Here is a 24,285-nt window from a genome sequence, read left to right as displayed (position 1 = left end):
GGTGTGGTTTTCGAAAATTCAAAAAACCACTGTACGCCCTTGGCGCTGGCGCTGCTGGCGGGCAGCAGCGGTCTCAGAAATGGCTTTAGCGCTTGCCCATGAAGGCCGCAAAGGCTTCGCGCGCCGCGGGCTCGCGCAGCATGCGGCCAAAGCTGGCGCCCTCTTCGGCCATGCGCTCGATGACCTGGCTTTCCTGGCCGAGCTTCATCAGCCGCTTGGTTTCCACCAGGGATGCCAGGGGCTTGGCGGCCAGCTTCTTCGCCTGCGCCTGGGCGATGGCGTTGCATTCGGTGGGGGGCACCACGCGGTTGACCAGTCCCACCTCCAGCGCCGCCTCGGCCATGAAAGGCTCGCCCAGCAACAGCGCTTCGGCTGCGCGCTGATGGCCCATGAGGCGCGGCAGCAGCAGGCTGGAGCCCGCCTCGGGGCACAGGCCCAGGTTCACGAACGGCAACGAGAACATGGCGTTGTCGCCGGCATAGACCAGGTCGCAGTGCAGCAGCATGGTGGTGCCAATGCCCACGGCCGGGCCGCAGACGGCAGCAATCAGCGGCTTAGGGAAACGCGCGATGGCGTGCAGGAAGCGGTAGACGGGGGAATCCTGCGTGGCAGCGGGCTGCTGCAGAAAGTCGCTGATGTCGTTGCCGGCACTGAAGACCGTCACATCGCCCTGGAGGACCACGGCGCGCACGCCGCCGTCCTGCGCGGCGGCCTCCAAGGCGTCGGCCAGCGCCGCGTACATGGCGGTGGTGATCGAGTTCTTCTTGGCTACCCGGTTGAAGGTGAGGGTGCAGACACCGGCTTCGGTGTGCTGGAGGATGTCTTGTGTCGTGGTCTGCGTCATGGTCTCTGTTGACGCGGCGGGGCGCCGCGTCATTCCTTGTAGTAAACGATCTGGTGGCTGGTGGCGAGGAGCGTGCCGGCCTCGTTCCACAACTGCGCGGAATGGTCGAAAAAGCCGTTGCGAAACTCCTGCCCGCGCGCCTGGCCGAGCAGATAGCCGTCGCCGGTGGCGGCAAGATCCACCTGGCTGGCATGAAAGTACACCGTGATCGACACCGTGCCCGCCGGCACCTGGCGGGCGCGGCGCAGCCAGACGCGCGGAAAGAAGATGTCGGCCATGGCCGCCAGGCTGCAAAAGTCGAGCGCGCGCGGCGGCGCATCGCGCATCCACAGCTGCGACAGACTGTGGTCGCCGCTGCCGTCCCACACCGGGGGAATCGTTCCCGTGACGGGGCGCATTTCGTAGCGGCTGAGCCACTCCACACCAAACGCTGGCGGGATGGCCGCCAAATCCCCAGGCCGAGGCACCTCGGGCGCAGGCGTGTCCGCTGCGCTCCAGGTGTCACGCCGCACGGCGGTGACGGCCGTGCCGGTGGTGGTGACCACGGGCGCGCCGTCTGGGCCGGGCTGAAGGATGGACAAGGTCCAGTGCTGGGTCGAGCGGTTGGTGCGCACCGGCACCGCCTGGATTTGAAACTCGCCCGCGACCAGCCCGCCCCCGTAATTCACCGTCAGCGAGAGCGGGTCGCCCAGCAGTTCGGGGTGTTGAAGTACGGCGCGAAGCAATGTGGCTGCGGTGACACCGCCAAACGGCCCGACCATGTTCCAGTACGGCGCGGGCGCCACGCCTGTGTATTGCCCGGGCGCCTTCGCGTGCAATTGCAGGGCCTTGTCAAAGGGATGGGAAGAATCGGTCGTCATGCCCCCAAGTGTGCCCACAAAAGTACCCTCAGTGCGTCGTACTGGTGACTGGCTCGCTGCGAAATGTTGCCAGCGCGGCCACGGCACGTGGCCACAGCGTGGCGGAGAACTGCGGGCGAAAGAAACCAAAATGCCCGATGCGCCCTGCCCCTACCGCGTGCGGGTCAAGAATTTCCACGCGTGTGGGGGCCTGGCTGTAAAAGCCCACCAGATGCTCGATGCCGCGCAGCGTCATCAGCTCGTCGTCCGCCAGTGCCAAGGAAAGAATCGGAAAGCCCACGGCCGCGTAGCGCCGCTCGGCCGCCGCGCCCTCAGCGCCCATGCCGTAGCGCGGATGCAGGCACCAGCGGCGCCACTGGCGTATGACGCCGGCGGGCAGGTCGCCGATCATGCCCAGGCGTCTGCCCGGAAAGTAGCCGCACAAGCGTGTTGCCACCGGTACGATCAGCCCCCACAAAAGCGGCGCCATGCGCCGCACGCGCGGCGCCGTGTCGCGCCAGTACCCACTGCCCGCCGCCACGCCCAGCATGCCGTCAATGGCCGAGGTGTCCGCCATCAGCCCCGGCAACTGCGCGCCCAGGCTGTGGCCGATGAGGAACAGCGGCACCCCAGGCCGAGCGGCCTTCGCCGCTGCAACCACTGCTTCGTAGTCGTGCACCCAATCGGATATCGTCGCGCGCACGGCGCGCATGGGCCCTTGCAGCGAATAGCCATGCCCCCGGTAGTCAAAGGTGGTGATGCGAAACCCCTGCCTCGCCAGCCACGCAGCAAACGCCGCATAAAAGTCCTGCCGAACCCCCATCGCCGCGCCAATCACGATGCTGGCGTGCACTGCCCCGTCTGGCTCGTAGACCCGCAGGGCCAGCGTGGTGTTTGCATCCACTCGCAGGGTTTCAGTTTTCACGCCATCTCCCCGAATGCCAGTCGAATGACCCCTTGTCTTCCCACCCCGCCCTCAAGGGTGTAGCGAGCGGGATGCGCTGCTAGGCGGACGGAGCACAGGAACCGGAACGTACTGAAGGTACGTGAGGATTGCGAGCACCGCCCAACGACGCATGGCAGTCGCTCGGTAGCCAGCTAAACCGATTCGAAGATGCCGGCGGCGCCTTGGCCGGTGCCGACGCACATCGTCACCATCCCGTACTTCAGCTTGTGCCGCTTGAGCGCATGCACCACCGTCGCCGCACGAATCGCCCCGGTCGCCCCCAGCGGATGCCCCAGCGCAATCGCGCCGCCCATCGGGTTGACCGTGGCCGGGTCCAGGCCCAGCGTGCGCATGACGGCCAGCGACTGCGCGGCAAAGGCCTCGTTCAGCTCGTACCAGCCGATGTCTTCGTGCTTGAGACCGGCGTAGCGCAGCGCGGCGGGAATCGCCTCGATCGGGCCGATGCCCATGAGCTCGGGTGGCACGCCGCGCGCCGCAAAGCTGACAAAGCGCGCCAGCGGGCTCAAGCCGAACTGCTTGACGGCCTTCTCGCTGGCCAGAATCAAGGCGCCCGCACCGTCGCTCGTCTGCGAGCTGTTGCCGGCCGTGACGCTGCCCCGGGCGGCAAACACGGGCCGCAGTTTGCCCAAGGCTTCGAGCGTGGTGTCGGGGCGCGGGCCTTCGTCCAGGCTCACGGTGCGCTTCTTGGTGATCACTTCGCCAGTGGCCAGGTCCGGCGTGCGCTCGGTGATCTCAAAAGGCGTGATTTCGTCGGTGAATTCGCCGGCCTGCTGGGCCTTGACCGCGCGCAGGTGCGATTCCAGCGCAAAAGCGTCCTGGTCTTCGCGCGACACCTTCCATTGCTGGGCCACCTTTTCGGCCGTCAGGCCCATGCCATAGGCGATGCCGACGTTCTCGTCGCGGGCAAACACTTCGGGGTTAAACGAGGGTTTGTTGCCGCCCATGGGCACCATGCTCATCGATTCGGCACCACCGGCGATCAGCACGTCGGCCTGGCCCACGCGGATGCGGTCGGCTGCCATCTGGATGGCGCTCACGCCCGAGGCACAAAAGCGGTTGACCGTGATGCCGCCCACGGGGTGGTCAAAGACCAGGCCCATGGCGATACGGGCCATGTTCATGCCTTGCTCGCCCTCGGGGAACGAGCAGCCAATGATGGAATCCTCGATGGCCTTGGGGTCCAGCGTCGGCACCTGCAGCATGGCGCTGCGAATGGCGGCCACCAGCAGGTCGTCGGGACGGGTGTTCTTGAAGTAGCCACGGCCCGAGCGGCCAATGGGCATGCGCGTGGCGGCAACGATGTAGGCGTCTTGAACTTGTTTCATGGGGAGAACCTCAGGGTAAGGGCTGCGACTTCGGGGCGGCAGCGCCTGTCAATGTGGATAGGAATCAGGCTTTGGCGGCACCAAGGCGCATCCAGTCGGCCTTGTCTTTTTCGATGGCGGCCGGCAACGCGCCCAGCACACCGGCGCGCAGTCGCTGCTTGGTCGCGGTGAACGAAGCCGGGTGGGCTTTCTTCAGGCGGTCCACCTGCGCCTGCACGGCCGTGGCCAGCGCCTCGGGCGCGACGGCTTCGTCGAGCAAACCGGCATGCACGGCAGCCGCTCCGCCATAGGCCAGGCCAGTGCCCACCAAGTGCAGATGCGGCGTCGCCACCCGCTCGCGCAGAGCTTCGAGCGCGAAGTACGGCAGCGTCATGCCGATCAGCACCTCATTGGCCTGGAACGTCGCCCCTGCGTTCAAGCCGATGCGCACATCGGCGCACTGGAGCAGGAACAGGCCCATGGCCATCGCATGGCCCGAGCAAGCGGCAACCACCGGGTGCGGGTACGACAGCAGCCGCTGGGCCAGTTGTGCGCCACCGGTGAGCATCTGGAACGTTGCCTGGGGGTCGCCGGCCTTGAACACCGACAGGTCAAACCCGCCAGAAAAAACACCCGGTCGGCCGGTGAGCACCACGATGGCCTTGTCGGCCTCGGCCCGATCCAGCGCAGCATGGAGCGCGGCCTGCATGGCCGGCCCCATGGCGTTGGCCTTGCCGTCGTCCATGGTCAGCGTGGCCACACCGTCGGCAAAAGCGTAGGAAACCAAATCAGTCATGTGTCTCTCCAGGGGCGCGGCGGCGCTCAATTCCTTACGGGCTTGCCCGTGCTCAGCATGCCCAGAATCCGTTCCTGCGTTTTCGGGTGCTCGATCAGCGAGCAGAAGGCCTTGCGCTCCATGGCCATGAGGTATTCCTCGCTGACCAGCGCACCGGCATCCACGTCGCCGCCGCAGACCACACCCGCGATCAGGCTGGCAATGTAGAAGTCGTGCGCGCTGATGAAGCCGCCATCGCGCATATTGACCAACTGCGCCTTGATGGTGGCGATGCCGCTGCGGCCGGCCACGGGAAACAATCGCTTGTGCGGTGCGCGCCAGCCGCTGCGGGCCATGGCCTTGGCTTCGTTCAGCGCGACAAACAGCAGTTCGTCCTTGTGCGGCACGATGAGGTCACTGTCGAGCAGGTAGCCCAGCTTGCGCGATTCGAGCGCGCTGGTGCCCACCTTGGCCATGGCGGCGGCGGAGAAGCCTTCGGTCAGGAACGGCAACACGTCCTTGGAGGTGGACTGCGCCATGTTTTCCGCCGCGCGGCGGGCGATGTAGGTCAGGCCGCCGGCACCAGGCACCAGGCCCACGCCCACTTCCACCAGACCGATGTAGCTCTCCATGTGCGCCACGCGGCGGGCCGAATGCACGGCCAGCTCGCAACCACCCCCCAGCGCCAGGCCCCGGATGGCCGAGACCACGGGCACGTTGGCGTAGCGGATGCGCAGCATGGTGTTCTGCAGCTCCTGCTCGGCACCTTCGATGGCACTGACACCCGCAACCATGAACGCGGGCAGCATGGCCTGCAGGTCGGCGCCGGCGCTGAAGGGCTCGTCGCCCGACCAGACCACCACGGCCTGGTAGTCTTTCTCGGCGATGTCCACCGCCAACGCCAGGCCCTCGGCCACATCGGGGCTGATGGCGTGCATCTTGGTCTTGATGCTGGCAATGACGACTTCGTCGTCCAGCGTCCACAGGCGGATGGCGTCGTCTTCGTGCAGCGTCTTGCCGGCGGTCTTGTAGTCGGGCAGGTCCTCGCCCAGAAGTTTCTCAGGGAAATACTGCTTTTCGTAGACGGGCAAAGCGCGGCGCGCTACAAATTTATTAGCAGATGCACTCCACGAACCTTGCGCGGTGTGCACGCCACCGGCCTCGGCCACGGGGCCCTTGAAGACCCAGTCGGGCAGCGGCGCCTTGGAGAGTGCCTTGCCGGCGTCGATGTCTTCCTGGATCATCTTCGCCACTTCGAGCCAGCCCGCCTCTTGCCACAGCTCGAAGGGGCCCTGTTTCATGCCGAAGCCCCAGCGCATGGCCTGGTCGATGTCGCGCGCGTTGTCGGCAATCGTGGCCAGGTGCACGGCGGCGTAGTGGAAGCTGTTGCGCAGAATGGCCCACAGGAACTGGCCCTGCGCGCCTTCGGCATGGCGCAGGAGTTTCAGGCGTTCGGCGGCGGGCTTCTTGAGCATGCGCCCGTACACCTCGTCGGCCTTCTGGCCGCCGGGCACGTACTCTTCGCCTGCCAGGTCGAAGCGCAGCACATCGCGGCCGACCTTTTTGTAGAAGCCGGCCTTGGTCTTCTGGCCCAGGTTGCCCAGGTCGAGCAACTTTTGCAGGACGGCAGGGGTGCCGAAGCTTTCATAAAACGGATCGGTTTCAAGGCTCAGGTTGTCCTGCAGCGTCTTGATGACGTGGGTCATCGTGTCCAGCCCCACCACGTCGGCAGTGCGGAAGGTGCCACTGCTGGCACGGCCGAGCTTCTTGCCGGTGAGGTCGTCCACCACATCGAAGGTCAGGCCAAAGTTCTCGACTTCCTTCATGGTCGCCAACATGCCGGCAATGCCGACGCGGTTGGCCACGAAGTTGGGCGTGTCGTGCGCGCGCACCACGCCCTTGCCCAGGCCGCTGGTCACAAAGGCTTCGAGCTGGTCGAGCACTTCGGGGGCGGTGGTGGGGGTGTTGATCAGCTCCACCAGCGCCATGTAGCGCGGCGGGTTGAAGAAGTGGATGCCGCAAAAGCGCGGCTGGATAGCGGAGGGCAGCGCCTCGGAGAGCTTGGTGATCGACAGGCCCGAGGTGTTGGATGCGACGATGGCGTTGGGATTGACGAAGGGTGCGATCTTTTTGTACAGGTCGAGCTTCCAGTCCATGCGCTCGGCGATCGCCTCGATGATGAGGTCGCAGTCACGCAGTTGCTCCAGGTGCTCTTCGTAGTTGGCCTGGCCGATCAGCGCGGCGTCGTCCGCCACGCCCAGCGGCGAGGGTTTGAGTTTCTTCAGGCCTTCAACGGCCCTCATCACGATACCGTTCTTCGGGCCTTCTTTTGCCGGCAGATCGAACAGCACCACCGGCACCTTGACGTTGACCAGGTGCGCGGCAATCTGCGCGCCCATCACACCTGCGCCGAGCACGGCGACTTTCTTCACTTGAAATCTAGACATTGATTGTTCTCCGTGGAGCCCGTTCAGGCCGGGCCTCCGTTGTCAGACACCCCGCGACTGGCGCCGGGCAGACAGGGGGGTTACTGGATGCGAATCCAGGTTTGCGTGCGGCCAAAGGGACCGATGGAGCCGCGCACCTGAAGCTTTTTGCCGCCTTCGATAGGCGTCATGCGCAGGGTGTAGTTGCGGCCGTTCTCGGGGTCGAGAATCTTGCCGTCCTCCCAGACCTCCTTGCCCTCAGCCTTTTTGGCGTTGCGGATGATCTCCAGCCCCAGCAGCGGCTTGTCCTTGCGGTCGTCGCTGCACTCGGTGCACAGGTCGCCTGGCTTGGCATCCTTGAGCAGGCGCTTTTCGAGCACACCGTTCAGCGTGCCGTTGCCGGTGTCCTTGATGCGGATTTCCGCCTTGGCCTCGCCGGTCTTGTCGTCGATGTTGCGCCACAGGCCCTCAGGGGTCATCTGGGCCAGAGCCGGGGCGGCAAGCACTACCAAACCGATAGCTGTCAACGCTTTGTTCATGGGCGCTCCTGGGTCAAAAGGGGTTGAAAATCCGCACCGCGCACTCAGGCCAGCGCCAGATCGGTCTCCATCAGCGGCTTGGCACCCGCGCGCGCGGTGCGCATCAGGGTAGCGGTCTCGGGGAACAGCTTGGCGAAGTAAAAGCGCGCAGTCTGCAGCTTGGCACCGTAGAACGGGTCGGTGTTGCCGGCGGCGATCTGGCGCAGCGCCACCTGGGCCATGCGGGCGAAGAAGTAGCCAAACACCAGGTGGCCCGCGACGCGCAGGTAGTCCACGGCGGCGGCGCCCACTTCGTCGGGGTTCTGCATGCCACGGAAACCCAGCTCGGTGGTGAACTTGGTCATCTGGTCGGCGAGGTAGGCCACCGGGTTGATGAACTCGGCCATCTTCTCGTTCACGCCCTCTTCCTGCACCAGCGCCCCCACGAGCTTGCCGAACTTCTTCAGCGTGGCGCCGTTGTTGCCCAGAATCTTGCGGCCCAGCAGGTCCAGCGACTGGATGGTGTTGGTGCCTTCGTAGATCATGTTGATGCGCGCGTCGCGCACGAACTGCTCCATGCCCCATTCCTTGATGTAGCCGTGGCCGCCGAAGACCTGCTGGCACATCACCGTGGCCTCAAAGCCGTTGTCGGTGATGAAGGCCTTCACGATGGGCGTCAGCAAGGCGAGCATTTCGCCCGAGTCCTTGCGCACCTTCTCGTCGGCGTGGTGCAGCTCCTTGTCGAGCAGCATGGCGCAGAAGATCGAGAGCGCACGGCCGCCTTCGGCGTAGGCCTTGGCCGTGAGCAGCATCTTGCGCACGTCGGGGTGCACGATGATGGGGTCGGCGGGTTTGTCCTTGGCTTTGGTGCCCGAAAGACTGCGCATCTGGATACGGTCCTTGGCGTAGGCGAGCGCATTTTGGTAGGCCACTTCGGTCAGGCCGAGGGACTGGTTGCCCACGCCCAGGCGGGCGGCGTTCATCATGACGAACATGGCCGCCAGGCCCTTGTTGGGCTGGCCCACCAGGCTGCCAATGGCGCCGTCGATGTTGATCTGCGCCGTGGCATTGCCGTGAATGCCCATCTTGTGCTCCAGCGCGCCGCAGAAAATCGGGTTGCGCTCGCCCAAGCTGCCATCGGCATTCACCTTGAACTTCGGGACAGCAAACAGGCTGATGCCCTTGCTGCCCACCGGCGCATCGGGCAGACGCGCAAGCACCAGGTGCACGATGTTTTCCGTCATGCCGTGCTCACCGGCGCTGATGAAAATCTTGTTGCCGGTGATCTTGTAGGAACCGTCGGCCTGCGGCTCGGCCTTGGTGCGCAGCAGGCCCAGGTCGGTGCCGCAGTGCGGCTCGGTGAGGCACATGGTGCCGGTCCACTCGCCGCTGGTGAGCTTGGGCAGGTAGATTTTCTTCTGCTCGTCGGTGCCGTGCGCGTGCAGGCACTCATAAGCGCCATGCGAGAGGCCGGGGTACATGGTCCAGGCCTGGTTGGCCGAGTTCATCATCTCGTACATGCACTGGTTGAGCACGAACGGCAGGCCCTGGCCGCCGTATTCGGTGTCGCAGGAGAGTGCCGGCCAGCCCCCTTCGACGTACTTGGTGTAGGCGTCCTTGAAGCCCGTGGGGGTCTTGACTTCGTGCGTGGCCTTGTCGAGCGTGCAGCCCTCGGTGTCGCCGCTGATGTTGAGGGGGAAGATCACGTCGGTGGCGAACTTGCCCCCTTCCTCGATCACCGCGTTGATGGTGTCGGCATCCACTTCCGCGTGCGGCGGCAGGTTCTTGAATTCGTCGACAACGTTGAACACCTCGTGCATGACGAATTGCATGTCGCGCAGGGGCGGCGTGTAGGTAGGCATGTTGGCTCCTTGGGTTTACTTGTGGGTTGCAGAGGCGCCCGGCGTCGGCGCGGGGGCCGAGAAGCGGGCAAGAATGTTGTCAAAGCCGGTGAGCGCCCGGCCAAGCGAGCCGGGGTTCTTCAGAAAACGTGCTTCGTAGTGCAGCGCCAGGATCAGGCCGTGGATTTCGAAAAGCATCTGGTCTTCGTTCACGTCGGCAAGCAGTTCGCCGCATTCCTTGGCCTGGACGATGGCGCGGCGCATGGCGCTGTGCCAGGTCATGACCGACTCGACCAGCGCATCGCGCACGGGGCCCGGGCGGTCGTCGAACTCAATGGCGCCGCTGATGTAGATGCAGCCAGAATCGATTTCCACCGAGGTGCGCTGCATCCAATTGGCAAACAGCGCACGCAACCGTGCGACACCGCGCGGCGCCGACAGCGCAGGGTAGAAAACTTCCTGCTCAAAGCAGTGGTGGTATTCGCGCACCACGGAAATCTGCAGTTCTTCGCGCGAGCCGAAGTGGGCGAACACGCCCGACTTGCTCATGCCCATGAGCTCGGCGAGCGCGCCAATCGACAGACCTTCCAGCCCGATGTGGGTCGCCAGGCCCAAGGCCGCCTCGACGATGGCGGCCTTGGTCTGCTGCCCTTTTTGCAAAACGCGCGAGCCTGTGGCGCGCGGGCGTGGCGTGCGGGCAATGGGAGTGGTGGACGAAGCAGAAGGCATGGCCATAGAAAAACGAACGATCGTTCTATTCTGCAGCAAATTCTGCCTGTGGTCACCTCCCCTTTAAAAAATAGAGGCGCGCACCAAAAAAAGTGGGTCAGAGCATGTGGGCCAGGCAGGCATCGAGCTGCTCTGTCGGCAAGCGCCGAAACTGCGAGCGCGCAAAACGCTGCAAGCGGCCCTGGCAAAAGGCGATAAGGGTGCTGGCCGCGACCTGGGCGTCGGCCGTAGGCGCGGCCGAGCCGCCCTGCTGCGCCGCTTCGCGCAGGCATTGGCGCAGTTGCGACTCCAGGCGCTCAAAGCATTGGCCGGCACGCGCTTGCAGGCGCTCGTGCTCCAGCAGCAGCGCATCGCCCGCCAGAATCTTCGCCAGGCCTGGGTTGCGCTCGCAAAATTGCAGCAGCAAGGTGACGATGCGCATAGCCTTGGACGCGGGCGGCTCGCCCTCTGCGGCAGCGATCTGGGCACTGCGGGTAAACAGCGCCTCTTCGATGAAATCGAGCAGCGCATCGAACATCTGCGCCTTGCTGGCGAAATGCCGGTACAGCGCCGCCTCGCTGACCGACAGGCGCGCCGCCAAGGCTGCCGTGGTGATGCGTTCGGCACCCGGCGCCTCCAGCATGGCGGCAAGCGCTTGAAGAATCTGCGCGCGCCGCTCACCGGGTTGGGGGCGGCGCTTGGGTGCAGCGGCGGCGGGCTCGGGGGTATCGATCGGCATGGGGCTCATTCTCCTGGCGGTCGTGCGCCCGAAAGCGTGTCCGTGGTGAACACCAGCCGCACCCGCAAACCGCGCTGGCCGGCGCCGCTGCCAAGCTCCAGCGCAGCGCCATGGGCACGGGCGATTTCATCGGCAATCGGAAGCCCCAGGCCCGTGCCTTCCCCAGCGGTGCCGGGGACACGGTAGAAGCGTTGCAGTACCTTGTTGTATTCCGTGTGCGGCACGCCGGGGCCATCGTCTTCGACTTCCAGGTAGGGCTCCAGGGTGCCCCGGCGCATGCAGCGGCCGCAGCGAATCGTCACACTGCCACCTGCCGGCGTGTATTTGATGGCGTTGTCCACCAGATTGGACAGCAGTTCGCGCAATAGCCAGCCGTGTCCGGTGGCATGGACGGATTCGGCCTCCAGCCCCAGGTCGATGCCCTTGGCCTCGGCTGCATCGAGGTGCAGTTCCAGGGCGGTCTCGCACAGTTGCCGGAGATCCGCGCGCTCCATGGCGGAGGCATCGACATTGCGCGCATCGGCGCGCGAGAGCGTGAGCAACTGGTGCGCGAGCTGCGAGGTGCGCCGCGTGGCAGCGCGCAGTTTCTCAATCTCTTCAACTCCTAATGTGATAGCTAAAGAGTCTTGATGAATAAGCGGTAGAGCCGAATTTTTATCAAAATTCCTGGCTCTCCCACCGGAGCGCGCAAGCAAGGCCCAGGCCTCCACCTGCGCCTGCAGCCCGGCCAGCGGTGTGCGCAATTGGTGGGCCGCATCGGCGACGAAGCGGCGCTGGCCATCCACCTGCGCACGGACCATGTCGAACAAATGGTTGAGTGCGTGCACCAGCGGGCGCACCTCCGCAGGCGACGTGGCCTCGTCGATCGGGTTGAGGTCGCGCGGCGAGCGGTGCTCTACCGCCGTGGCCAGGTCCACCAGCGGTTTGAAAGCATGGCCCACCGACCAGTAAATCGCCAGCCCAGCCGCTGCGATCAGCAGCAGGTTGGGCAGCAAGAGACGCATCATCAACTGCTGCAGCCACTGTTGGCGCGGATCGGACCCGTCGGCCAGCGCCACCACCAGCTCTCCGGCGTTGGTCTCCCCCCGCTGCACCGCCACCCGGTAAGTCACGCCGCCGTACTCGACGCTGTGAAACTCCGCGGCCGTCGTTGCCGGCAACGGCCCTTGCACCCAGTCGTCGCCGAGCAGCAGTTCACCATTCACCCGGCGCACGCTGAACGCCGTGTACTCGCCGCTGCGGCGCAGGAACTCCTCGACCGCCGGCGCCAGCATCAGCAGCGGCTCGGTTCCCGGCGTGGTGGCTGCCACCACCGAATCGGCCAGCCCCGGCAGCAGGCGCAGCAGGCGCTGGTCGTGCTGCACCGCGGCATCATCGGCGGAGCGAAAATCGACCCAGGCCGAGGCCAGCACCAGGGCAAAGAGGGGCAGCACCAGCAAGAGCAGCAGGCGGTTGCGCAGGTCGGACGTCAGCGCCCGCAGGCTCGGGCGTGCCATTTAGCGGGCGGTGGCTTCGACGAGTTCGAGCCGGTAGCCAAAGCCCCGAATCGAGCGCAGCGCGATGCCATGCGGTTCGAGCTTGCTGCGCAGGCGCGAGACATAGACCTCGACGGCGTTGGGCGTGATTTCCTTGTCCCAGCCGGTGAGCGCCTGCAGCAGCTTGTCCTTGCTGGCGGGTTTGGGGGCATGGATCAGCAGGTATTCCAGCACTGTCCATTCGCGCGGCCCAAGCTCAATGGCCGTGGCGGCAGCGCCTTCGGTGCCGACGATGCTGGCGCGGCGGTTCGCGCTGTCGAGTTCCAGCGGGCCAAAGGAGAGCACGGCCGTGGTCGCGGCCTGCGAACGGCGCAGCAGCGCCCGCAGGCGCGCCAGCAGCTCGGGCAGCTCAAAGGGCTTGACCATGTAGTCGTCGGCGCCCAGGTCCAGCCCCTGCACCCGGTCCTGCAACGCGTCGCGTGCGGTGAGGATCAGCACCGGCATGGCGGGGTTGGCCATTTCGGGTCGGCGCAGCAAACGCGTGAGCTCCAGGCCATCAATGCCCGGCAGGCCGATGTCGATCACGCCGATATCAAAGGATTCCCGCGCCAGCACCTCCTGGGCGCGCTCGCCGCTGCCCACCCAGTCCACGGCGTAGCCGGCGTCGGCGAGCCCCAGCTTGATGCCGCTGGCGACCATGACGTCATCTTCAACAAGCAGCAAGCGCATGCAGAGCCCTTTCAGCCTCAGCTGTTGCTGATCATGGTGCCGAACGCCTGGTCCGACAAAATCTCCAACAGCATGGCGTGCGGCACACGGCCGTCCACGATGTGCACCGCCTTCACGCCGGCCTTGGCAGCGTCCAGCGCGCCGGCAATCTTGGGCAACATGCCGCCCGAGATGGTGCCGTCGGCAATCAAGGCGTCGATCTCGCGCGACGTGAGGTCGGTCAGCAAGTCGCCGGCCTTGTTGAGCACGCCGGGAATGTTCGTCAGCATGATCAGCTTTTCGGCCTGGAGCACGGTGGCCAGCTTGCTGGCCACCAGGTCGGCATTGATGTTGTAGCTCTCGTTGTGTTCGCCAAAGCCGAGTGGGCTGATGACGGGGATGAAGGCGTCGTCCTGCAGCGCCTTGACCACACTTGGGTCGATGCTGACGATCTCGCCCACCTGCCCCACATCGTGCTCCAGCGCCGGATCGGTGTGGTCCGTCATGCGCAGCTTGCGCGCCCGGATCAGGCCGCCGTCGCGTCCCGTCAGGCCCACGGCCTTGCCGCCGGCCTGGTTGATGAGGCCGACGATGTCCTGCTGCACCTCGCCCGCCAGCACCCACTCGACGACCTCCATGGTCTCGGCGTCGGTCACGCGCATGCCTTGAATGAAATGGCCCTTCTTGCCCAGGCGCGAGAGCGCCGCCTCGATCTGCGGGCCGCCGCCGTGCACCACCACCGGGTTCATGCCGACGAGCTTGAGCAACACCACGTCTTCGGCGAAATCAGCCTGCAACTCTGGGTCGGTCATGGCATTGCCGCCGTACTTGATGACGATGGTCTTGCCGTGAAACTTTCGGATATAGGGCAGCGCCTGGGCCAGGATCTCGGCCTTGTCGCGTGGGCCAAGGTTTTGCAGCGTGTCTGTCATGGAAAAGCGCCCCGGGGCGGGTAGAGGGGAAGCGCAAATTGTGCCGCATGTGCGGCGCGGCCATGGCCCAGGCTCAGGACGCGATCCAGTACGCCAGCACGACCAGCGCCAGCACCAGGGTGAGCCAGCCCAGCAGCAGCCAGCGCCAAAGCCCCGGAGCCTTGCGCATCTCCAGGTATTCCAGAATGACCAGCGCGCCCTTGATGCCGGAAAACACCAGCACCAGCAGCACCGGCAGCATGGCGCCATGGCCAAAAAAACCGCCCTCGCCGAGCCCGAAGGTGAGCCCGGTCAGCAGCACCAGCAGGACCCAGGTCTTGCCAATCGTCAAGCGGAACATGGTAGGCCTTTCATCGCATCACATAGACCAGCGGGAACAGCACGATCCACAGCAGATCGACCATGTGCCAGAACGCCGCCCCGGTCTCCAGTGCGTGCAGGTCGCCACGGCCATAGTCCCCGCGCCGCACGCGCCACCACAGCCAGGCGAGCGCCAGCAAGCCGACCAGCACATGCAGGAAGTGAAAGCCCGTGAGCAGCAGGTAGAACATGTAGAAGGTGTTGGTCGATAGATCGACCCCCTCGGCCAGCTTGCCGGCGTACTCCCACAGCTTGACACCCACGAAACCACTGCCGCACGCCAGCGCGCCGAGCAGCCAGCGGGCGCAGGCCACGCGCGCATCACGCCCCATGGCTTGCACGGCGGACGCCACGCAGGCGCTGCCGGAGATCAGCAGCACGGTGTTGAGCGCGCCGGTGTGCAGGTTGAGCGTGGCCTGCGAAGCGTTGAACAGCGCCAGCTCCTGCGTGCGCGCAAAAGCGTAGCTGACGAACAGGATGGCAAAGGTCAGCAGCTCCATCAGGATCACCAGCCACACCCCCAGGTCGCCGCGCAAGCGCGGCGCTGCTCTCACGCGGGCAGTCGGTTGCGATGGGCTGGCGAGGCCAGGGAGCGGTGCAAAAACGGGGGTGGGAGACGGCATGGGTCGTAGAGGGGATAGGCACCCTCTAACAGGGAGAGCGCCTTGGAGGGCCATTCTGCAAGCGACGGAAGCAAAAACAACACGCCGAAGACAAAAGATTCACTTGAAATGAATCTTATTGATTATGATCAACAAAATCAAGGGTTAACCCGATAAGGTTTGACCCTGTAATTTCGCAACCAGAGAAGGACCACCATGAGCCAAGGCTTCACCAGCCAGACGGCGCGCAATATTTTCTACGGCGGCACGATGTTCTTCGTGCTGGTGTTTGCGGCGCTGATCTTCAATTCCGAAACCAAGATTCCAGCGCGCTCCAAGGCGCAGGAGATCACCCCGGCAGTGGTGCGCGGCAAGCACTTGTGGGAATCGCGCAACTGCATTGGCTGCCACACGCTGATGGGTGAGGGTGCTTACTTCGCGCCCGAGCTGGGCAATGTGTACGAACGCCGCGGGCCCGACTTCATCAAGGGCTGGATCAAGGCCATGCCGACACACGCCCCCGGCCGCCGCCAGATGCCCCAGTTCAACTTCAGCGAGCAGCAGCTCGACGACCTGGTCGAGTTTCTGCGCTGGACCAACGGCATCGACGACGAGAAGTGGCCACCGAACATTGAAGGCTGAGCACCGGCACTCCCCGCTGCCACCCACCAAACCTTCACGAACTCACCATGAAAATTCCAACGCTTAAATACCAGTCGCAAGCTGTCGCCAAGCTGTACTTCGTTGCTGCGCTGTGCCTGTTCACCGGCCAGATCCTCTTCGGCCTGACGCTCGGCCTGCAGTACGTCATCGGCGACCTGTTCTTCCCCGCCATTCCGTTCAACATCGCGCGGATGGTGCACACCAACCTGCTGATCATCTGGTTGCTGTTCGGCTTCATGGGCGCCGCCTACTTCATGGTGCCCGAGGAGAGCGAGACCGAACTCTGGAGCCCGCTCTTCGCCAAGATCCTGTTCTGGGTGTTCCTCGCCGCCGCCGTGGCCACCATCCTGGGCTACCTGCTGGTGCCCTACGCCTCGCTCGCCAAATGGACCGGCAACGACTTTCTTGCCACCATGGGCCGCGAGTTCCTGGAGCAGCCGCTGCCGACCAAGCTGGGCATCGTGGTGGTCTGCCTGGGCTTTCTTTTCAACCTCACCATGACGGTACTCAAAGGCCGCAAGACCGCGATTTCGCTGGTGCTGATGATGGGCCTGTGGGGCCTGGCGATCATGTTCCTGTTCAGCTTCGTGAACCCCGACAACCTGGTGCGCGACAAGATGTACTGGTGGTTCGTGGTGCACCTGTGGGTGGAAGGCACCTGGGAGCTGATCATGGCATCCCTGCTGGCCTTCGTGCTGATCAAGACCACCGGCGTGGACCGTGAAGTGATCGACAAATGGATGTACATGATCGTTGCCTTCGCGCTCATCTCGGGCATCCTGGGCACCGGCCACCACTTCTACTTCATCGGTTTGCCTGGCTACTGGCATTGGGTCGGCGGCGTGTTCTCCGCACTGGAGCCGATTCCGTTCTTCATGATGACGCTGTTCGCCTTCAACATGGTGCAGCGCCGCCGCCGCGAGCACCCCAACCAAGCCGCCGTGCTCTGGGCCGTGGGCACTTCCGTGATCGGCTTCCTGGGCGCGGGCGTCTGGGGCTTCATCCACACGCTCAGCAGCGTGAACTACTACACGCACGGCTCGCAAGTCACCGCCGCGCACGGCCACCTGGCCTTCTACGGCGCCTATGTGCTGGTGGTGCTGGCCATCATCAGCTACGCCATGCCCCTGATCCGCGGCCGCGAGGCCAACCCCATGCGCGCCCAGCGCGCCGAGATGTGGAGCTTCTGGATCATGAGCATCGGCATGGCCGTGATGGTGCTCGCGCTCAGCGGCGCCGGCATCCTGCAAGTGTGGCTGCAACGCATGCCCACGAGCGGCGCCATGGGCTTCATGGCCACACAAGACCAGCTCTCTTTCTTCTACTGGGTGCGCATCGCCGGTGGCGTGATGTTCCTGACAGGGCTCATCACCTACCTGTCGAGCTTCTTCATCGGCCCCGCTGCCGACGAGCAGGAAGTGGCCGCCATTCCCGGCAGCCGCCTGCAACGGGCCTGAGCATGGCCTACGCCGAGCACACAGGCCCATCGGCGGGCGCCCCTGCGGGGGCGCCGGGCGCGGCGGCCATCTCCTCTGGCCCCTGCGTCCCCTACTACGCCGCCCAGGCAGGCGAATGCGCGCTCTTCGAGCACTGCTTCGCCCAGCAACTGCCGCTGCTCATCAAGGGCCCGACGGGCTGCGGCAAAACGCGCTTCGTCGAGCACATGGCGGCGCGCCTGGGCCGCCCGCTCATCACGGTGTCCTGCCACGACGACCTGAGCGCCGCCGACCTGGTCGGCCGCCACCTGATCGGCCACGGCAACACCGTCTGGGCCGACGGACCGCTGACCCGCGCGGTGCGCGACGGCGCCATCCTGTACCTCGACGAAGTGGTCGAAGCGCGCAAGGACACCACCGTGGTGCTGCACCCGCTGGCCGACGACCGGCGCGTGCTGCCGATCGAGCGCACCGGCGAGCTGATCGCCGCGCCGCGCGAGTTCATGCTCGTCATCTCGTACAACCCCGGCTACCAGAACCTGCTCAAGGGGCTCAAACCCAGCACCCGCCAGCGCTTCACAGCGCTCACGCTGGACTACCCTGAACCGGCGGTCGAGCGCGCCATCCTGGAGCGCGAAGGCCGCGCCACGCCGGAGATTGCCGCGCGCCTGGTGCAGCTCGCGCAGGCATTGCGGCGCCTGACCGACCACGACCTGGAAGAAACCGCCAGCACCCGCTTGCTGGTGATGGCGGCGCGCCTGGTCGCCTCGGGCCTACCCCTGCGCGAGGCCTGCCGCGCCGCCGTGGTCGATGCCCTGAGCGACGACCACGACACGCTGCGCGCCCTCGACGAAGTGGTGCGCGCCGTGGTGGGCGACGGCGATTGACGGGCCATTCATGGGCGATTGTTCGAGCTGCGCCAGCGCTGCCCACCATGGGGCTGGCATGGGCAATAGTGCAGCGCAGCCCCTGGCACGCACGCAGCAACTGCAGCGCCGGCGCCGGTGGCTGCAGCTGTCGTTCTTTGCCGTCTTCCTGCTGGCGCCAGCGCTCAATTTGCTGCGCTTTGATCTAACCGAAACCCAACTGTGGGTGCTCGGGTTTCGCTGGTCGCTGGGCATAGACGCCTTTTTGCACGGCCAGGCCACGGCGGCGCAGACCGCCTGGTCCATCATCTGGCGCGGCATCCTGCCCGTGCTGGCCCTCATCGTGGGCTTCCTGTCGGTGGCCTACCACTACGGGCGCCTGTACTGCGGCTGGCTGTGCCCACATTTTTCGCTGGTCGAAACCCTCAACGACCTGCTCCACCGCGCCACCGGCAAGCTGAGCGTGTGGGACAAATCCCCCACGCCGCGCCCCGGCCGCCGCGCCGACAAGCGCTGGTGGCCCGTGTTCCTGGTCGCCTGCCTGACCTTTGGCTTCTTCTGGGCGATCACGCTGTTGACCTACCTGCTGCCGCCCGCCCTGGTCTGGGGCAACCTGGTGCATGGCACGCTGTCGACCAACCAGGCCCGCTTCCTTGGCGTGGGCACACTGGTCTTTACGCTCGAATTCACGCTGGCACGGCATCTGTTCTGCCGCTACGGCTGCGCCGTCGGCCTGTTCCAGAGCCTGGCCTGGATGGCCAACCCCAAGGCCATGGTGGTGTCGTTCACCCGCACGCGCGCCCGCGAATGCAAAACCTGCGAGGTGATGCCGGCAAGCCGCGTGCCGCTCGCACCCGCCACACCAGCGCTGGCCCGCACCGGTCCCATTGGGCGGCCCGCGGTCCCCAGCGGCAGCGCTTGCGACCACGCCTGCCCCATGCGCCTGAATCCGCGCAACATCAAACGCATGATGTTTGCCTGCGTGCAGTGCGGCCAATGCCTCAGCGCCTGCGACGCCACGCAAACCCACCAGGGCCGCACGCCCACGCTGCAATGGAAGATCGGCGACGAGGCGGTGCGCGAAACCATGCGCCACAAGCGCGAGGGAGTTCACTGATGGAAGAATGGATTGGCCAATGGTGGCACCGCGCCATCACCCGCATGGCGGCGACGCCGCCCAACCCCGAGCGTGTGCTGCTCAGCGACGTGCAGCGCAGCATCGCCCTGCTCTACCGCGCTGGCGGGGGCGACGCTGCGGTGCGCGTGGCGCCCGCCGCCGCCTCGCGCCACCACGGCCCACGCCGCTTTCTTGAGCGCGTGGCCGGCAGCAACCAGCGCTGCGCGCAAAGCCGCCTGGACCCCGAGGTGCTGGCCTTGCCGCCCGAAATCGGCGTGTTTGGCCAGCGTGCCCTCAACCACGACCTGTACCTGTGGCTCGCCGCGCTGGCCGCCGTGTTCGAGCCCACCGGCGACTGGATCGCCGACAACCGCGCCGCCACCAGCCGCGCCCTGCAGCGCTTTGCCGGCCTGCGCAGCCGCCACGCCGCGCTGGTGCAGGCACACCTGGCGCAGCGCCCGCCGCTGGCCAGCCTGCGCGCGGCCAGCATGCCTTTCGAGGCCGCCGTGCAGGCGGCACTGCGCGGGCAAGACCACGGCCCGCTGTTCGTGCAACCCGACCAAGTGGCGCCCGTATGGCTCTGGCTGGCCGCCGACGCGCCAGTGCAAGACGGTGCGGCTCCAGGTCCGGCCAGCGCCGCCAGCGAAGGCGCCCATCCCAGCGCCGAGCACGACCCCAGCGCCCCCGACGAAGCCAGCGAGCGCCGCCGCCGCGCCAAGCGCGCGGACAGCGAAAGCGAACGCCCGCCCATGCTCGTCGGACCGAAGATGGAATCCGTCACCACCTGGAGCGAATTCGTGCGCCTGGCGCGCGGCAACGACGACGAGCCCGATCCCAACGCCAACGCCGCCGCCGACGACATGGACACGCTGACCCTGGCGCGCGGCAAGCAGACCACGGCGTCGCGCGTCAAGTTCGACCTCGACCTGCCCAGCGCCAGCGAGGACGACCAGCCCCTCGGCCCCGGCCGCAAGACCCCCGAATGGGACTGGCGCCGCCGCGCGCTGCTGCCCGACCACTGCGCCGTGCAGTGCCTGGTCACCCTGCCGCCAGCGCCTTTCGTGCCGGCACCGGCCTTGCGCGCCACCGCCCACCGGGTGCGCCGGCGCCTCGAAGTGCTGCGCGCCGCGCCGCGCTGCATCAAGGCCCAGCAAAGCGGCGACGAACTCGACCTCGACGCCTGGGTGCGCTTCCAGACCGAAGCGCGCGGCGGCGTGCAGCACAGCGATGCGCCCCCCATCTACAGCCGGCGCGAGCACGGCGAGCGCAGTCTCGCCACGCTGCTGCTGGCCGACCTGTCGCTCTCCACCGACGCCTACGCCACCTCGGACGCCCGCGTGATCGACGTGATCCGCGACGCGCTGTACGTGTTTGGCGAGGCGCTGTCCGGCACCGGCGACGCCTTCGAGATGCTGGGCTTCAGCTCGGTGCGCCGCCAGCATGTGCGCATCCAGCACATCAAGGGCTTTGGCGAGCGCTGGGGCGAGGCGGTGCGCGCCCGCGTCGGTGCCTTGAAACCCGGCTTCTACACCCGCATGGGCGCCGCCGTGCGCGACGCCACCCGGCGCCTCGCTGCCCGGCCCGAGCGCCAGCGCCTGCTGCTGGTGCTGACCGACGGCAAACCCAACGACCTCGACATCTACGAAGGCCGCTACGGCCTGGAAGACACGCGCCACGCCATCCAGGAAGCGCGCGAAGCCGGCCTCACCCCCTTCTGCGTCACCATCGACCACGAAGCGCACGCCTACCTGCCCCTGCTGTTTGGCAGCAACGGCTACGCCCTGGTGCGCCAGCCGCAGGAACTCACCCGCCGGCTCACGCAGGCCTGGGTGGCGCTGGCGCGCTGAAGACTATTAAAACAATAGCTGGCAGCGCATACCAGATATGCGCTAGGGATACTCTGCACGAATCCCTTTTGACCGTGCCACTACGGTGTCTGAGCTTAAACCTTGCCCGCTCATGAGCGAATGTCGCGCTTGGGACCTCATTTGCGCACTACGCAGGGACTCATCTGCCCAGGTCTTGGGGCATTACGCCCCCTGCACGCGCACATGTCCGAATTCCAGCAGCTTTTGCCTCGCCATCCACAGGTTTGAGAGCGCAAATAGAGTAACGAGCTGCGCCGTGTTCTTCTTGAGCCCCCGGTAGCGCACCTTCACGTACCCGAACTGTTGCTTGAGCACTCGGAACGGGTGCTCCACCTTGGCCCGGATGCTGGCCTTGGTGCACTCGAGTTGATCGATCAGCGCCTCAAGAGGCTTGTCCTTGTCCAACTCCCGGCGCAATCCTGGACGCATGGCTACGTGCCAGCGCACGGCTGGCTTGGCATCAGGCCGTTTGTGCACGCCTTGGTAGCCCGCATCTCCAAAGGCGTCTGTCTCCTGCCCGTGCAATAGGCTGTTGGCCTCGATCACATCAGCCACATGGCCGCTGGTGCCTCGCACCGTGTGCACCAGGCCCGAGTCCGCATCCACGCCAATGTGGGCCTTCATACCGAAGTACCACTGGTTGCCCTTCTTGGACTGGTGCATCTCGGGGTCGCGCTCGCCGCTTTGGTTCTTGGTGGAAGTGGGCGCGGCAATCAGCGTGGCATCCACCACCGTGCCCGCTTTGAGCTGCAGCCCTTTGGCCTGCAGCAGCGCATTGACCGTGGCCAGGATCTGCTCGGCCAGCTTGTGGCGTTCCAAAAGGTGTCTAAACCGCAGGATGCTCGATTCACTGGGAATCTGTTCGTCCCAGTGGGTCAGGCCCGCAAAGTCCCGAAAGGCTGGCACGTCATGTAGTGCTTCTTCCATGGCTGGGTCGCTGAGCTTGAACCATTGCTGCATAAAGTGGATGCGCAGCAGGGTCTGCACCGCAAAGGGCTGCTGACCCCGGCGTCCGGCTTCGGGCGCATACGGCTCTATGAGCGAGACCAGTTCAGCCCAGGGAACCACCAGTTCCATGGCGTCCAGGAACTCGCGCTTGCGGGTGCGCTTGACTGTGTTGCTCAGGCCCAGGCTGCTTTGCTTCATGCTCATATTGTCTGGGCTTCAGCCCTCCGCGCAATCACATCGCTTGGGGATTCGTGCAGAGTATCCCTAGAGGCCTAAAACACCTAGAAATTTACTTGCTTCGGGCGCGCTGTCGCAAAAGGCGGGGCCAGGCTGCAGTCGGCCGCGAACGCTGTGCCCTGTTTTCCGGCATTGGGGTCAGAGCACGAGTTTCGCTGCGCGAAATCGTGATCCGACCCCACTGCCTGCGCTGTGCGCGCTGCTGACACCGGGGCCGAGCGCAAGAGGAAAGGCGCGCAGCGCCTCAGGGCGTTGCCGTTCGTTCACCTGCGTAGCCAGCCCGGCACCTTGAAACGCACGATGGCCAGATAGGCCGCGACGTAGCTGACGACAAACAGGCCGCAGCACACCATCAGCACCGGCGTGTTGTTCCAGAACATCACGGCCGGCGCCACCGTCAGCATGGTGAAGCCCCACAGCCACGGCGAAGTGCGGTTGTTGCGCATCAAGAGGCGGCGCGATTCGTCGTCGTGGAACACGCTGCGCACGATGCGCCGGTAGATCAGTTGGTGGAAATGCAGCGCATCCGCCACGCCCGGTGAAGTGCCGCGCGCCGCCTTGCGGTAGATGGAAAACACCGTCTCCCACACCGGGTAGATCAGCAGCAGCATCGGAAACCAGGGCGAGACATCGCTGTTGCGCTGCACCAGCGACAGGCTGGCCAGCGCAATCACCACGCCCCAGATATAGGCCCCGCCATCGCCCGCAAAAAGCAGGCCGCGCGGGTAGTTCCAGACCAGAAAGCCGGCCGTCGCCGCCGCCGTGGACACCAGCAGCGCGGCCATGGCCCTGTCGCCCACCTGCATGGCGACATGGGCCAGGGCCAGACACACGATCAGCGCCACCATGCCAGCCAGGCCGTTGTAGCCATCGATCAGGTTAAACGCATGCGGCAGGCCGGCGATGGCCAGCACGGCGATGGCCATGCCCAGCCAGGGGGCCAGGTCCAGCGCCATGTCCAGCCAATGCAGGCCCAGTCGCGGCAGCGTGATGCCAGCCAGTGTCACAGCCAGCAGCCCAGAGAACCCAGTGAGGACAAGGCGGTAGAGCACCGAGAGCCGCTGCATCAGATCTTCCGCGATACCGCCCAGCGCTGCCGGCAGCAGCGCCAGCAGCCACCAGCCGACCCAGCTACCCAGGCGCAGGGAGCCCGGATCGCCCCACCCCGCCTGTGCGGCGCCCAGTATCCAGCTGGCGGCAATGCCCAGCAGCACCGCCGCGCCCCCCAGGCGCGGTACATGCCCGAAATGAAAGCGCTGCGGCATGGAGGCCCCATAACGCGCGGCATCCCCCCGCACCCATCGCACGATAAAACCGGCCGCCAGCAAGGCCACCACGAAAGCCACGACACAAAGCACGATCATGAGCAGTGGATGGTAAGGCAGCGGGCGCGCAGAATTCCCGGTGCAATGCGCTCAACGCACCAGAGTCCGGTAAAAGCGCATGACGCGCTGGACATACTGCTGGGTTTCCGGATAAGGCGGAATGCGCCGGCCGTACTTGAGCACCGCACCCTCGCCAGCGTTGTACGCCGCCAGGGCAAGCTCCTTGTCGCCGCCGAACAAGCGCAGCAAGTCCGCCAGGTAGCGGCTGCCCAGTTCGGCATTGAGCCTGGGCTCCATGACGGAGGCGCTCCCTTGCGCCGAAGCGCGCGCGGGCACGCCATAGCGCTCCGCCGTGGCAGGCATCACCTGCATCAGCCCAAGGGCGCCCTTGCGCGACACCGCTTGGGTATTGAAGGCCGACTCAGCCGCTGCTACGGCAATGACCAGCGCAGGCTCCACGTCCTGCGCCAGGGCAGCGGCCTCCAGATGCGGCTTGGCCGAGTCGTACCCCGGCAAGTCCTGTACCGCCCGGTCATGCCGGCCCGTGGCGCCGGCTTTCGGGTTGGGGGTCACGCCCAGCCAGATCAGCTCCCGCCCGGCAGGGGCCTGGGGCGCGGCAGCATTGCCGATATGCACCACCCCATCGCCATCGACAAATTGCCACACCACATCGGCATGCGCCGCAGCGGAGGCGCCTGCCAGCAGCAGCCACAGCACCGCGCGGCAGCACCCTGCCGGGAACAGCAACCGACCTGCACGATGGTGGGTGAGACTGCGTACGCCCATC

The 24,285-nt window shown here is 65.8% G+C and carries 23 protein-coding genes; 5 read left to right on the top strand and 18 right to left on the bottom strand.

Translation table 11 applies throughout. The features are described from left to right. Positions 1-85: 85 nt before the first annotated feature. From AC07ZH_RS01030 to AC07ZH_RS00960, 15 genes are all read right to left on the bottom strand, one after another. Positions 86-844: an enoyl-CoA hydratase gene (locus AC07ZH_RS01030; protein ID WP_495198174.1), complete on the bottom strand. Its 759-nt coding sequence runs from the start codon at positions 842-844 to the stop codon at positions 86-88. A 29-nt stretch (positions 845-873) separates the two neighbouring features. Next, positions 874-1,704, bottom strand: coding sequence for an acyl-CoA thioesterase (locus AC07ZH_RS01025; protein ID WP_495198173.1), 831 nt, complete (start codon positions 1,702-1,704; stop codon positions 874-876). A gap of 28 nt (positions 1,705-1,732) precedes the next feature. Further along, positions 1,733-2,608, bottom strand: a complete 876-nt coding sequence (locus AC07ZH_RS01020; protein WP_495198172.1) for an alpha/beta hydrolase family protein — start codon at positions 2,606-2,608, stop codon at positions 1,733-1,735. Positions 2,609-2,781: 173 nt separating this feature from the next. Further along, positions 2,782-3,975 carry an acetyl-CoA C-acyltransferase gene (locus AC07ZH_RS01015; RefSeq protein WP_495198171.1) on the bottom strand — a complete coding sequence of 398 codons (1,194 nt, stop codon included), beginning with the start codon at positions 3,973-3,975 and terminating at the stop codon, positions 2,782-2,784. A 64-nt stretch (positions 3,976-4,039) separates the two neighbouring features. Then, complete coding sequence (locus AC07ZH_RS01010; protein WP_495198170.1) at positions 4,040-4,750, bottom strand: crotonase/enoyl-CoA hydratase family protein; 711 nt, start codon at positions 4,748-4,750, stop codon at positions 4,040-4,042. A 26-nt stretch (positions 4,751-4,776) separates the two neighbouring features. Continuing rightward, positions 4,777-7,176, bottom strand: coding sequence for a 3-hydroxyacyl-CoA dehydrogenase/enoyl-CoA hydratase family protein (locus tag AC07ZH_RS01005; RefSeq protein WP_495198169.1), 2,400 nt, complete (start codon positions 7,174-7,176; stop codon positions 4,777-4,779). A gap of 80 nt (positions 7,177-7,256) precedes the next feature. Beyond that, a complete protein-coding gene (locus AC07ZH_RS01000) occupies positions 7,257-7,694 on the bottom strand; it encodes a DUF2147 domain-containing protein (RefSeq protein ID WP_119109271.1) in 438 nt (145 codons plus the stop codon). Positions 7,695-7,738: 44 nt separating this feature from the next. Then, positions 7,739-9,535, bottom strand: a complete 1,797-nt coding sequence (locus tag AC07ZH_RS00995) for an acyl-CoA dehydrogenase C-terminal domain-containing protein (RefSeq protein ID WP_495198168.1) — start codon at positions 9,533-9,535, stop codon at positions 7,739-7,741. A 15-nt stretch (positions 9,536-9,550) separates the two neighbouring features. After that, the gene (locus AC07ZH_RS00990; RefSeq protein ID WP_119109501.1) at positions 9,551-10,243 is read right to left on the bottom strand and encodes a TetR/AcrR family transcriptional regulator; all 693 of its coding nucleotides are present in this window, start codon (positions 10,241-10,243) and stop codon (positions 9,551-9,553) included. 97 nt (positions 10,244-10,340) lie between these two features. Then, positions 10,341-10,970, bottom strand: a complete 630-nt coding sequence (gene slmA, locus AC07ZH_RS00985) for a nucleoid occlusion factor SlmA (protein WP_495198167.1) — start codon at positions 10,968-10,970, stop codon at positions 10,341-10,343. Then, positions 10,967-12,433, bottom strand: a complete 1,467-nt coding sequence (locus tag AC07ZH_RS00980) for a sensor histidine kinase (protein ID WP_119109502.1) — start codon at positions 12,431-12,433, stop codon at positions 10,967-10,969. The genes slmA and AC07ZH_RS00980 overlap by 4 nt, the downstream gene beginning before the upstream one ends. 24 nt (positions 12,434-12,457) lie before the next feature. Next, on the bottom strand, positions 12,458-13,165 hold the full coding sequence (locus AC07ZH_RS00975) for a response regulator transcription factor (RefSeq protein ID WP_495198166.1): 708 nt from the start codon (positions 13,163-13,165) through the stop codon (positions 12,458-12,460). A 17-nt stretch (positions 13,166-13,182) separates the two neighbouring features. Beyond that, positions 13,183-14,076 carry an acetylglutamate kinase gene (gene argB / locus AC07ZH_RS00970; protein ID WP_119109275.1) on the bottom strand — a complete coding sequence of 298 codons (894 nt, stop codon included), beginning with the start codon at positions 14,074-14,076 and terminating at the stop codon, positions 13,183-13,185. Between the two features lie 73 nt (positions 14,077-14,149). Further along, positions 14,150-14,416 carry a cytochrome C oxidase subunit IV family protein gene (locus AC07ZH_RS00965; RefSeq protein ID WP_119109276.1) on the bottom strand — a complete coding sequence of 89 codons (267 nt, stop codon included), beginning with the start codon at positions 14,414-14,416 and terminating at the stop codon, positions 14,150-14,152. Between the two features lie 10 nt (positions 14,417-14,426). Beyond that, positions 14,427-15,059, bottom strand: coding sequence for a cytochrome c oxidase subunit 3 family protein (locus tag AC07ZH_RS00960; RefSeq protein ID WP_119109277.1), 633 nt, complete (start codon positions 15,057-15,059; stop codon positions 14,427-14,429). Positions 15,060-15,254: 195 nt separating this feature from the next. Between AC07ZH_RS00960 and AC07ZH_RS00955 the strand changes: the two genes are divergently transcribed. From AC07ZH_RS00955 to AC07ZH_RS00935, 5 genes are read left to right on the top strand one after another with little or no spacing between them, the layout of a single operon-like run. Continuing rightward, positions 15,255-15,680, top strand: a complete 426-nt coding sequence (locus AC07ZH_RS00955) for a c-type cytochrome (protein WP_119109278.1) — start codon at positions 15,255-15,257, stop codon at positions 15,678-15,680. Between the two features lie 47 nt (positions 15,681-15,727). Beyond that, positions 15,728-17,158: a cbb3-type cytochrome c oxidase subunit I gene (locus AC07ZH_RS00950; protein WP_119109279.1), complete on the top strand. Its 1,431-nt coding sequence runs from the start codon at positions 15,728-15,730 to the stop codon at positions 17,156-17,158. A 2-nt stretch (positions 17,159-17,160) separates the two neighbouring features. Continuing rightward, entirely contained in the window at positions 17,161-18,024 is an 864-nt protein-coding gene (locus tag AC07ZH_RS00945) for a CbbQ/NirQ/NorQ/GpvN family protein (RefSeq protein ID WP_495198165.1), read from the top strand. A 58-nt stretch (positions 18,025-18,082) separates the two neighbouring features. Continuing rightward, a complete protein-coding gene (locus tag AC07ZH_RS00940; RefSeq protein WP_495198164.1) occupies positions 18,083-19,120 on the top strand; it encodes a 4Fe-4S binding protein in 1,038 nt (345 codons plus the stop codon). After that, positions 19,120-20,967: a nitric oxide reductase activation protein NorD gene (locus AC07ZH_RS00935; protein WP_495198163.1), complete on the top strand. Its 1,848-nt coding sequence runs from the start codon at positions 19,120-19,122 to the stop codon at positions 20,965-20,967. Before AC07ZH_RS00940 ends, AC07ZH_RS00935 begins: the two co-directional genes overlap by 1 nt. Positions 20,968-21,150: 183 nt before the next feature. Here the strand turns inward: AC07ZH_RS00935 and AC07ZH_RS00930 are convergent, their stop codons facing one another. From AC07ZH_RS00930 to AC07ZH_RS00920, 3 genes are all read right to left on the bottom strand, one after another. Next, a complete protein-coding gene (locus AC07ZH_RS00930) occupies positions 21,151-22,134 on the bottom strand; it encodes an IS5 family transposase (RefSeq protein ID WP_495198162.1) in 984 nt (327 codons plus the stop codon). Between the two features lie 302 nt (positions 22,135-22,436). Further along, the gene (locus AC07ZH_RS00925; protein ID WP_495198161.1) at positions 22,437-23,537 is read right to left on the bottom strand and encodes a glycosyltransferase family 4 protein; all 1,101 of its coding nucleotides are present in this window, start codon (positions 23,535-23,537) and stop codon (positions 22,437-22,439) included. A gap of 51 nt (positions 23,538-23,588) precedes the next feature. Continuing rightward, positions 23,589-24,284: a lytic transglycosylase domain-containing protein gene (locus AC07ZH_RS00920; protein ID WP_495198160.1), complete on the bottom strand. Its 696-nt coding sequence runs from the start codon at positions 24,282-24,284 to the stop codon at positions 23,589-23,591. Position 24,285 lies beyond the last annotated feature (1 nt).

It is taken from the genome of Simplicispira sp. GW247-4R2A, from assembly GCF_059424465.1.
Note: the sequence above shows the minus strand (reverse complement) of the source record. Positions and strands in the feature narration are given on the sequence as shown.

What these genes read in the sequence shown, in the direction of transcription:
- AC07ZH_RS00935 (WP_495198163.1), top strand. Translation starts at nt 19,120, where the DNA reads ATGGAAGAATGGATTGGCCAATGGTGGCACCGCGCCATCACCCGCATG.
- AC07ZH_RS00950 (WP_119109279.1), top strand. Translation starts at nt 15,728, where the DNA reads ATGAAAATTCCAACGCTTAAATACCAGTCGCAAGCTGTCGCCAAGCTG.
- AC07ZH_RS01030 (WP_495198174.1), bottom strand. Translation starts at nt 844, where the DNA reads ATGACGCAGACCACGACACAAGACATCCTCCAGCACACCGAAGCCGGT.
- AC07ZH_RS00960 (WP_119109277.1), bottom strand. Translation starts at nt 15,059, where the DNA reads ATGCCGTCTCCCACCCCCGTTTTTGCACCGCTCCCTGGCCTCGCCAGC.
- AC07ZH_RS00925 (WP_495198161.1), bottom strand. Translation starts at nt 23,537, where the DNA reads ATGATCGTGCTTTGTGTCGTGGCTTTCGTGGTGGCCTTGCTGGCGGCC.
- AC07ZH_RS01005 (WP_495198169.1), bottom strand. Translation starts at nt 7,176, where the DNA reads ATGTCTAGATTTCAAGTGAAGAAAGTCGCCGTGCTCGGCGCAGGTGTG.
- AC07ZH_RS00995 (WP_495198168.1), bottom strand. Translation starts at nt 9,535, where the DNA reads ATGCCTACCTACACGCCGCCCCTGCGCGACATGCAATTCGTCATGCAC.
- AC07ZH_RS00990 (WP_119109501.1), bottom strand. Translation starts at nt 10,243, where the DNA reads ATGCCTTCTGCTTCGTCCACCACTCCCATTGCCCGCACGCCACGCCCG.
- AC07ZH_RS00945 (WP_495198165.1), top strand. Translation starts at nt 17,161, where the DNA reads ATGGCCTACGCCGAGCACACAGGCCCATCGGCGGGCGCCCCTGCGGGG.
- AC07ZH_RS00955 (WP_119109278.1), top strand. Translation starts at nt 15,255, where the DNA reads ATGAGCCAAGGCTTCACCAGCCAGACGGCGCGCAATATTTTCTACGGC.
- AC07ZH_RS00975 (WP_495198166.1), bottom strand. Translation starts at nt 13,165, where the DNA reads ATGCGCTTGCTGCTTGTTGAAGATGACGTCATGGTCGCCAGCGGCATC.
- AC07ZH_RS00920 (WP_495198160.1), bottom strand. Translation starts at nt 24,284, where the DNA reads ATGGGCGTACGCAGTCTCACCCACCATCGTGCAGGTCGGTTGCTGTTC.
- slmA (WP_495198167.1), bottom strand. Translation starts at nt 10,970, where the DNA reads ATGAGCCCCATGCCGATCGATACCCCCGAGCCCGCCGCCGCTGCACCC.
- AC07ZH_RS00930 (WP_495198162.1), bottom strand. Translation starts at nt 22,134, where the DNA reads ATGAAGCAAAGCAGCCTGGGCCTGAGCAACACAGTCAAGCGCACCCGC.
- AC07ZH_RS01000 (WP_119109271.1), bottom strand. Translation starts at nt 7,694, where the DNA reads ATGAACAAAGCGTTGACAGCTATCGGTTTGGTAGTGCTTGCCGCCCCG.
- argB (WP_119109275.1), bottom strand. Translation starts at nt 14,076, where the DNA reads ATGACAGACACGCTGCAAAACCTTGGCCCACGCGACAAGGCCGAGATC.
- AC07ZH_RS01010 (WP_495198170.1), bottom strand. Translation starts at nt 4,750, where the DNA reads ATGACTGATTTGGTTTCCTACGCTTTTGCCGACGGTGTGGCCACGCTG.
- AC07ZH_RS00940 (WP_495198164.1), top strand. Translation starts at nt 18,083, where the DNA reads ATGGGCAATAGTGCAGCGCAGCCCCTGGCACGCACGCAGCAACTGCAG.
- AC07ZH_RS00965 (WP_119109276.1), bottom strand. Translation starts at nt 14,416, where the DNA reads ATGTTCCGCTTGACGATTGGCAAGACCTGGGTCCTGCTGGTGCTGCTG.
- AC07ZH_RS01015 (WP_495198171.1), bottom strand. Translation starts at nt 3,975, where the DNA reads ATGAAACAAGTTCAAGACGCCTACATCGTTGCCGCCACGCGCATGCCC.
- AC07ZH_RS01025 (WP_495198173.1), bottom strand. Translation starts at nt 1,704, where the DNA reads ATGACGACCGATTCTTCCCATCCCTTTGACAAGGCCCTGCAATTGCAC.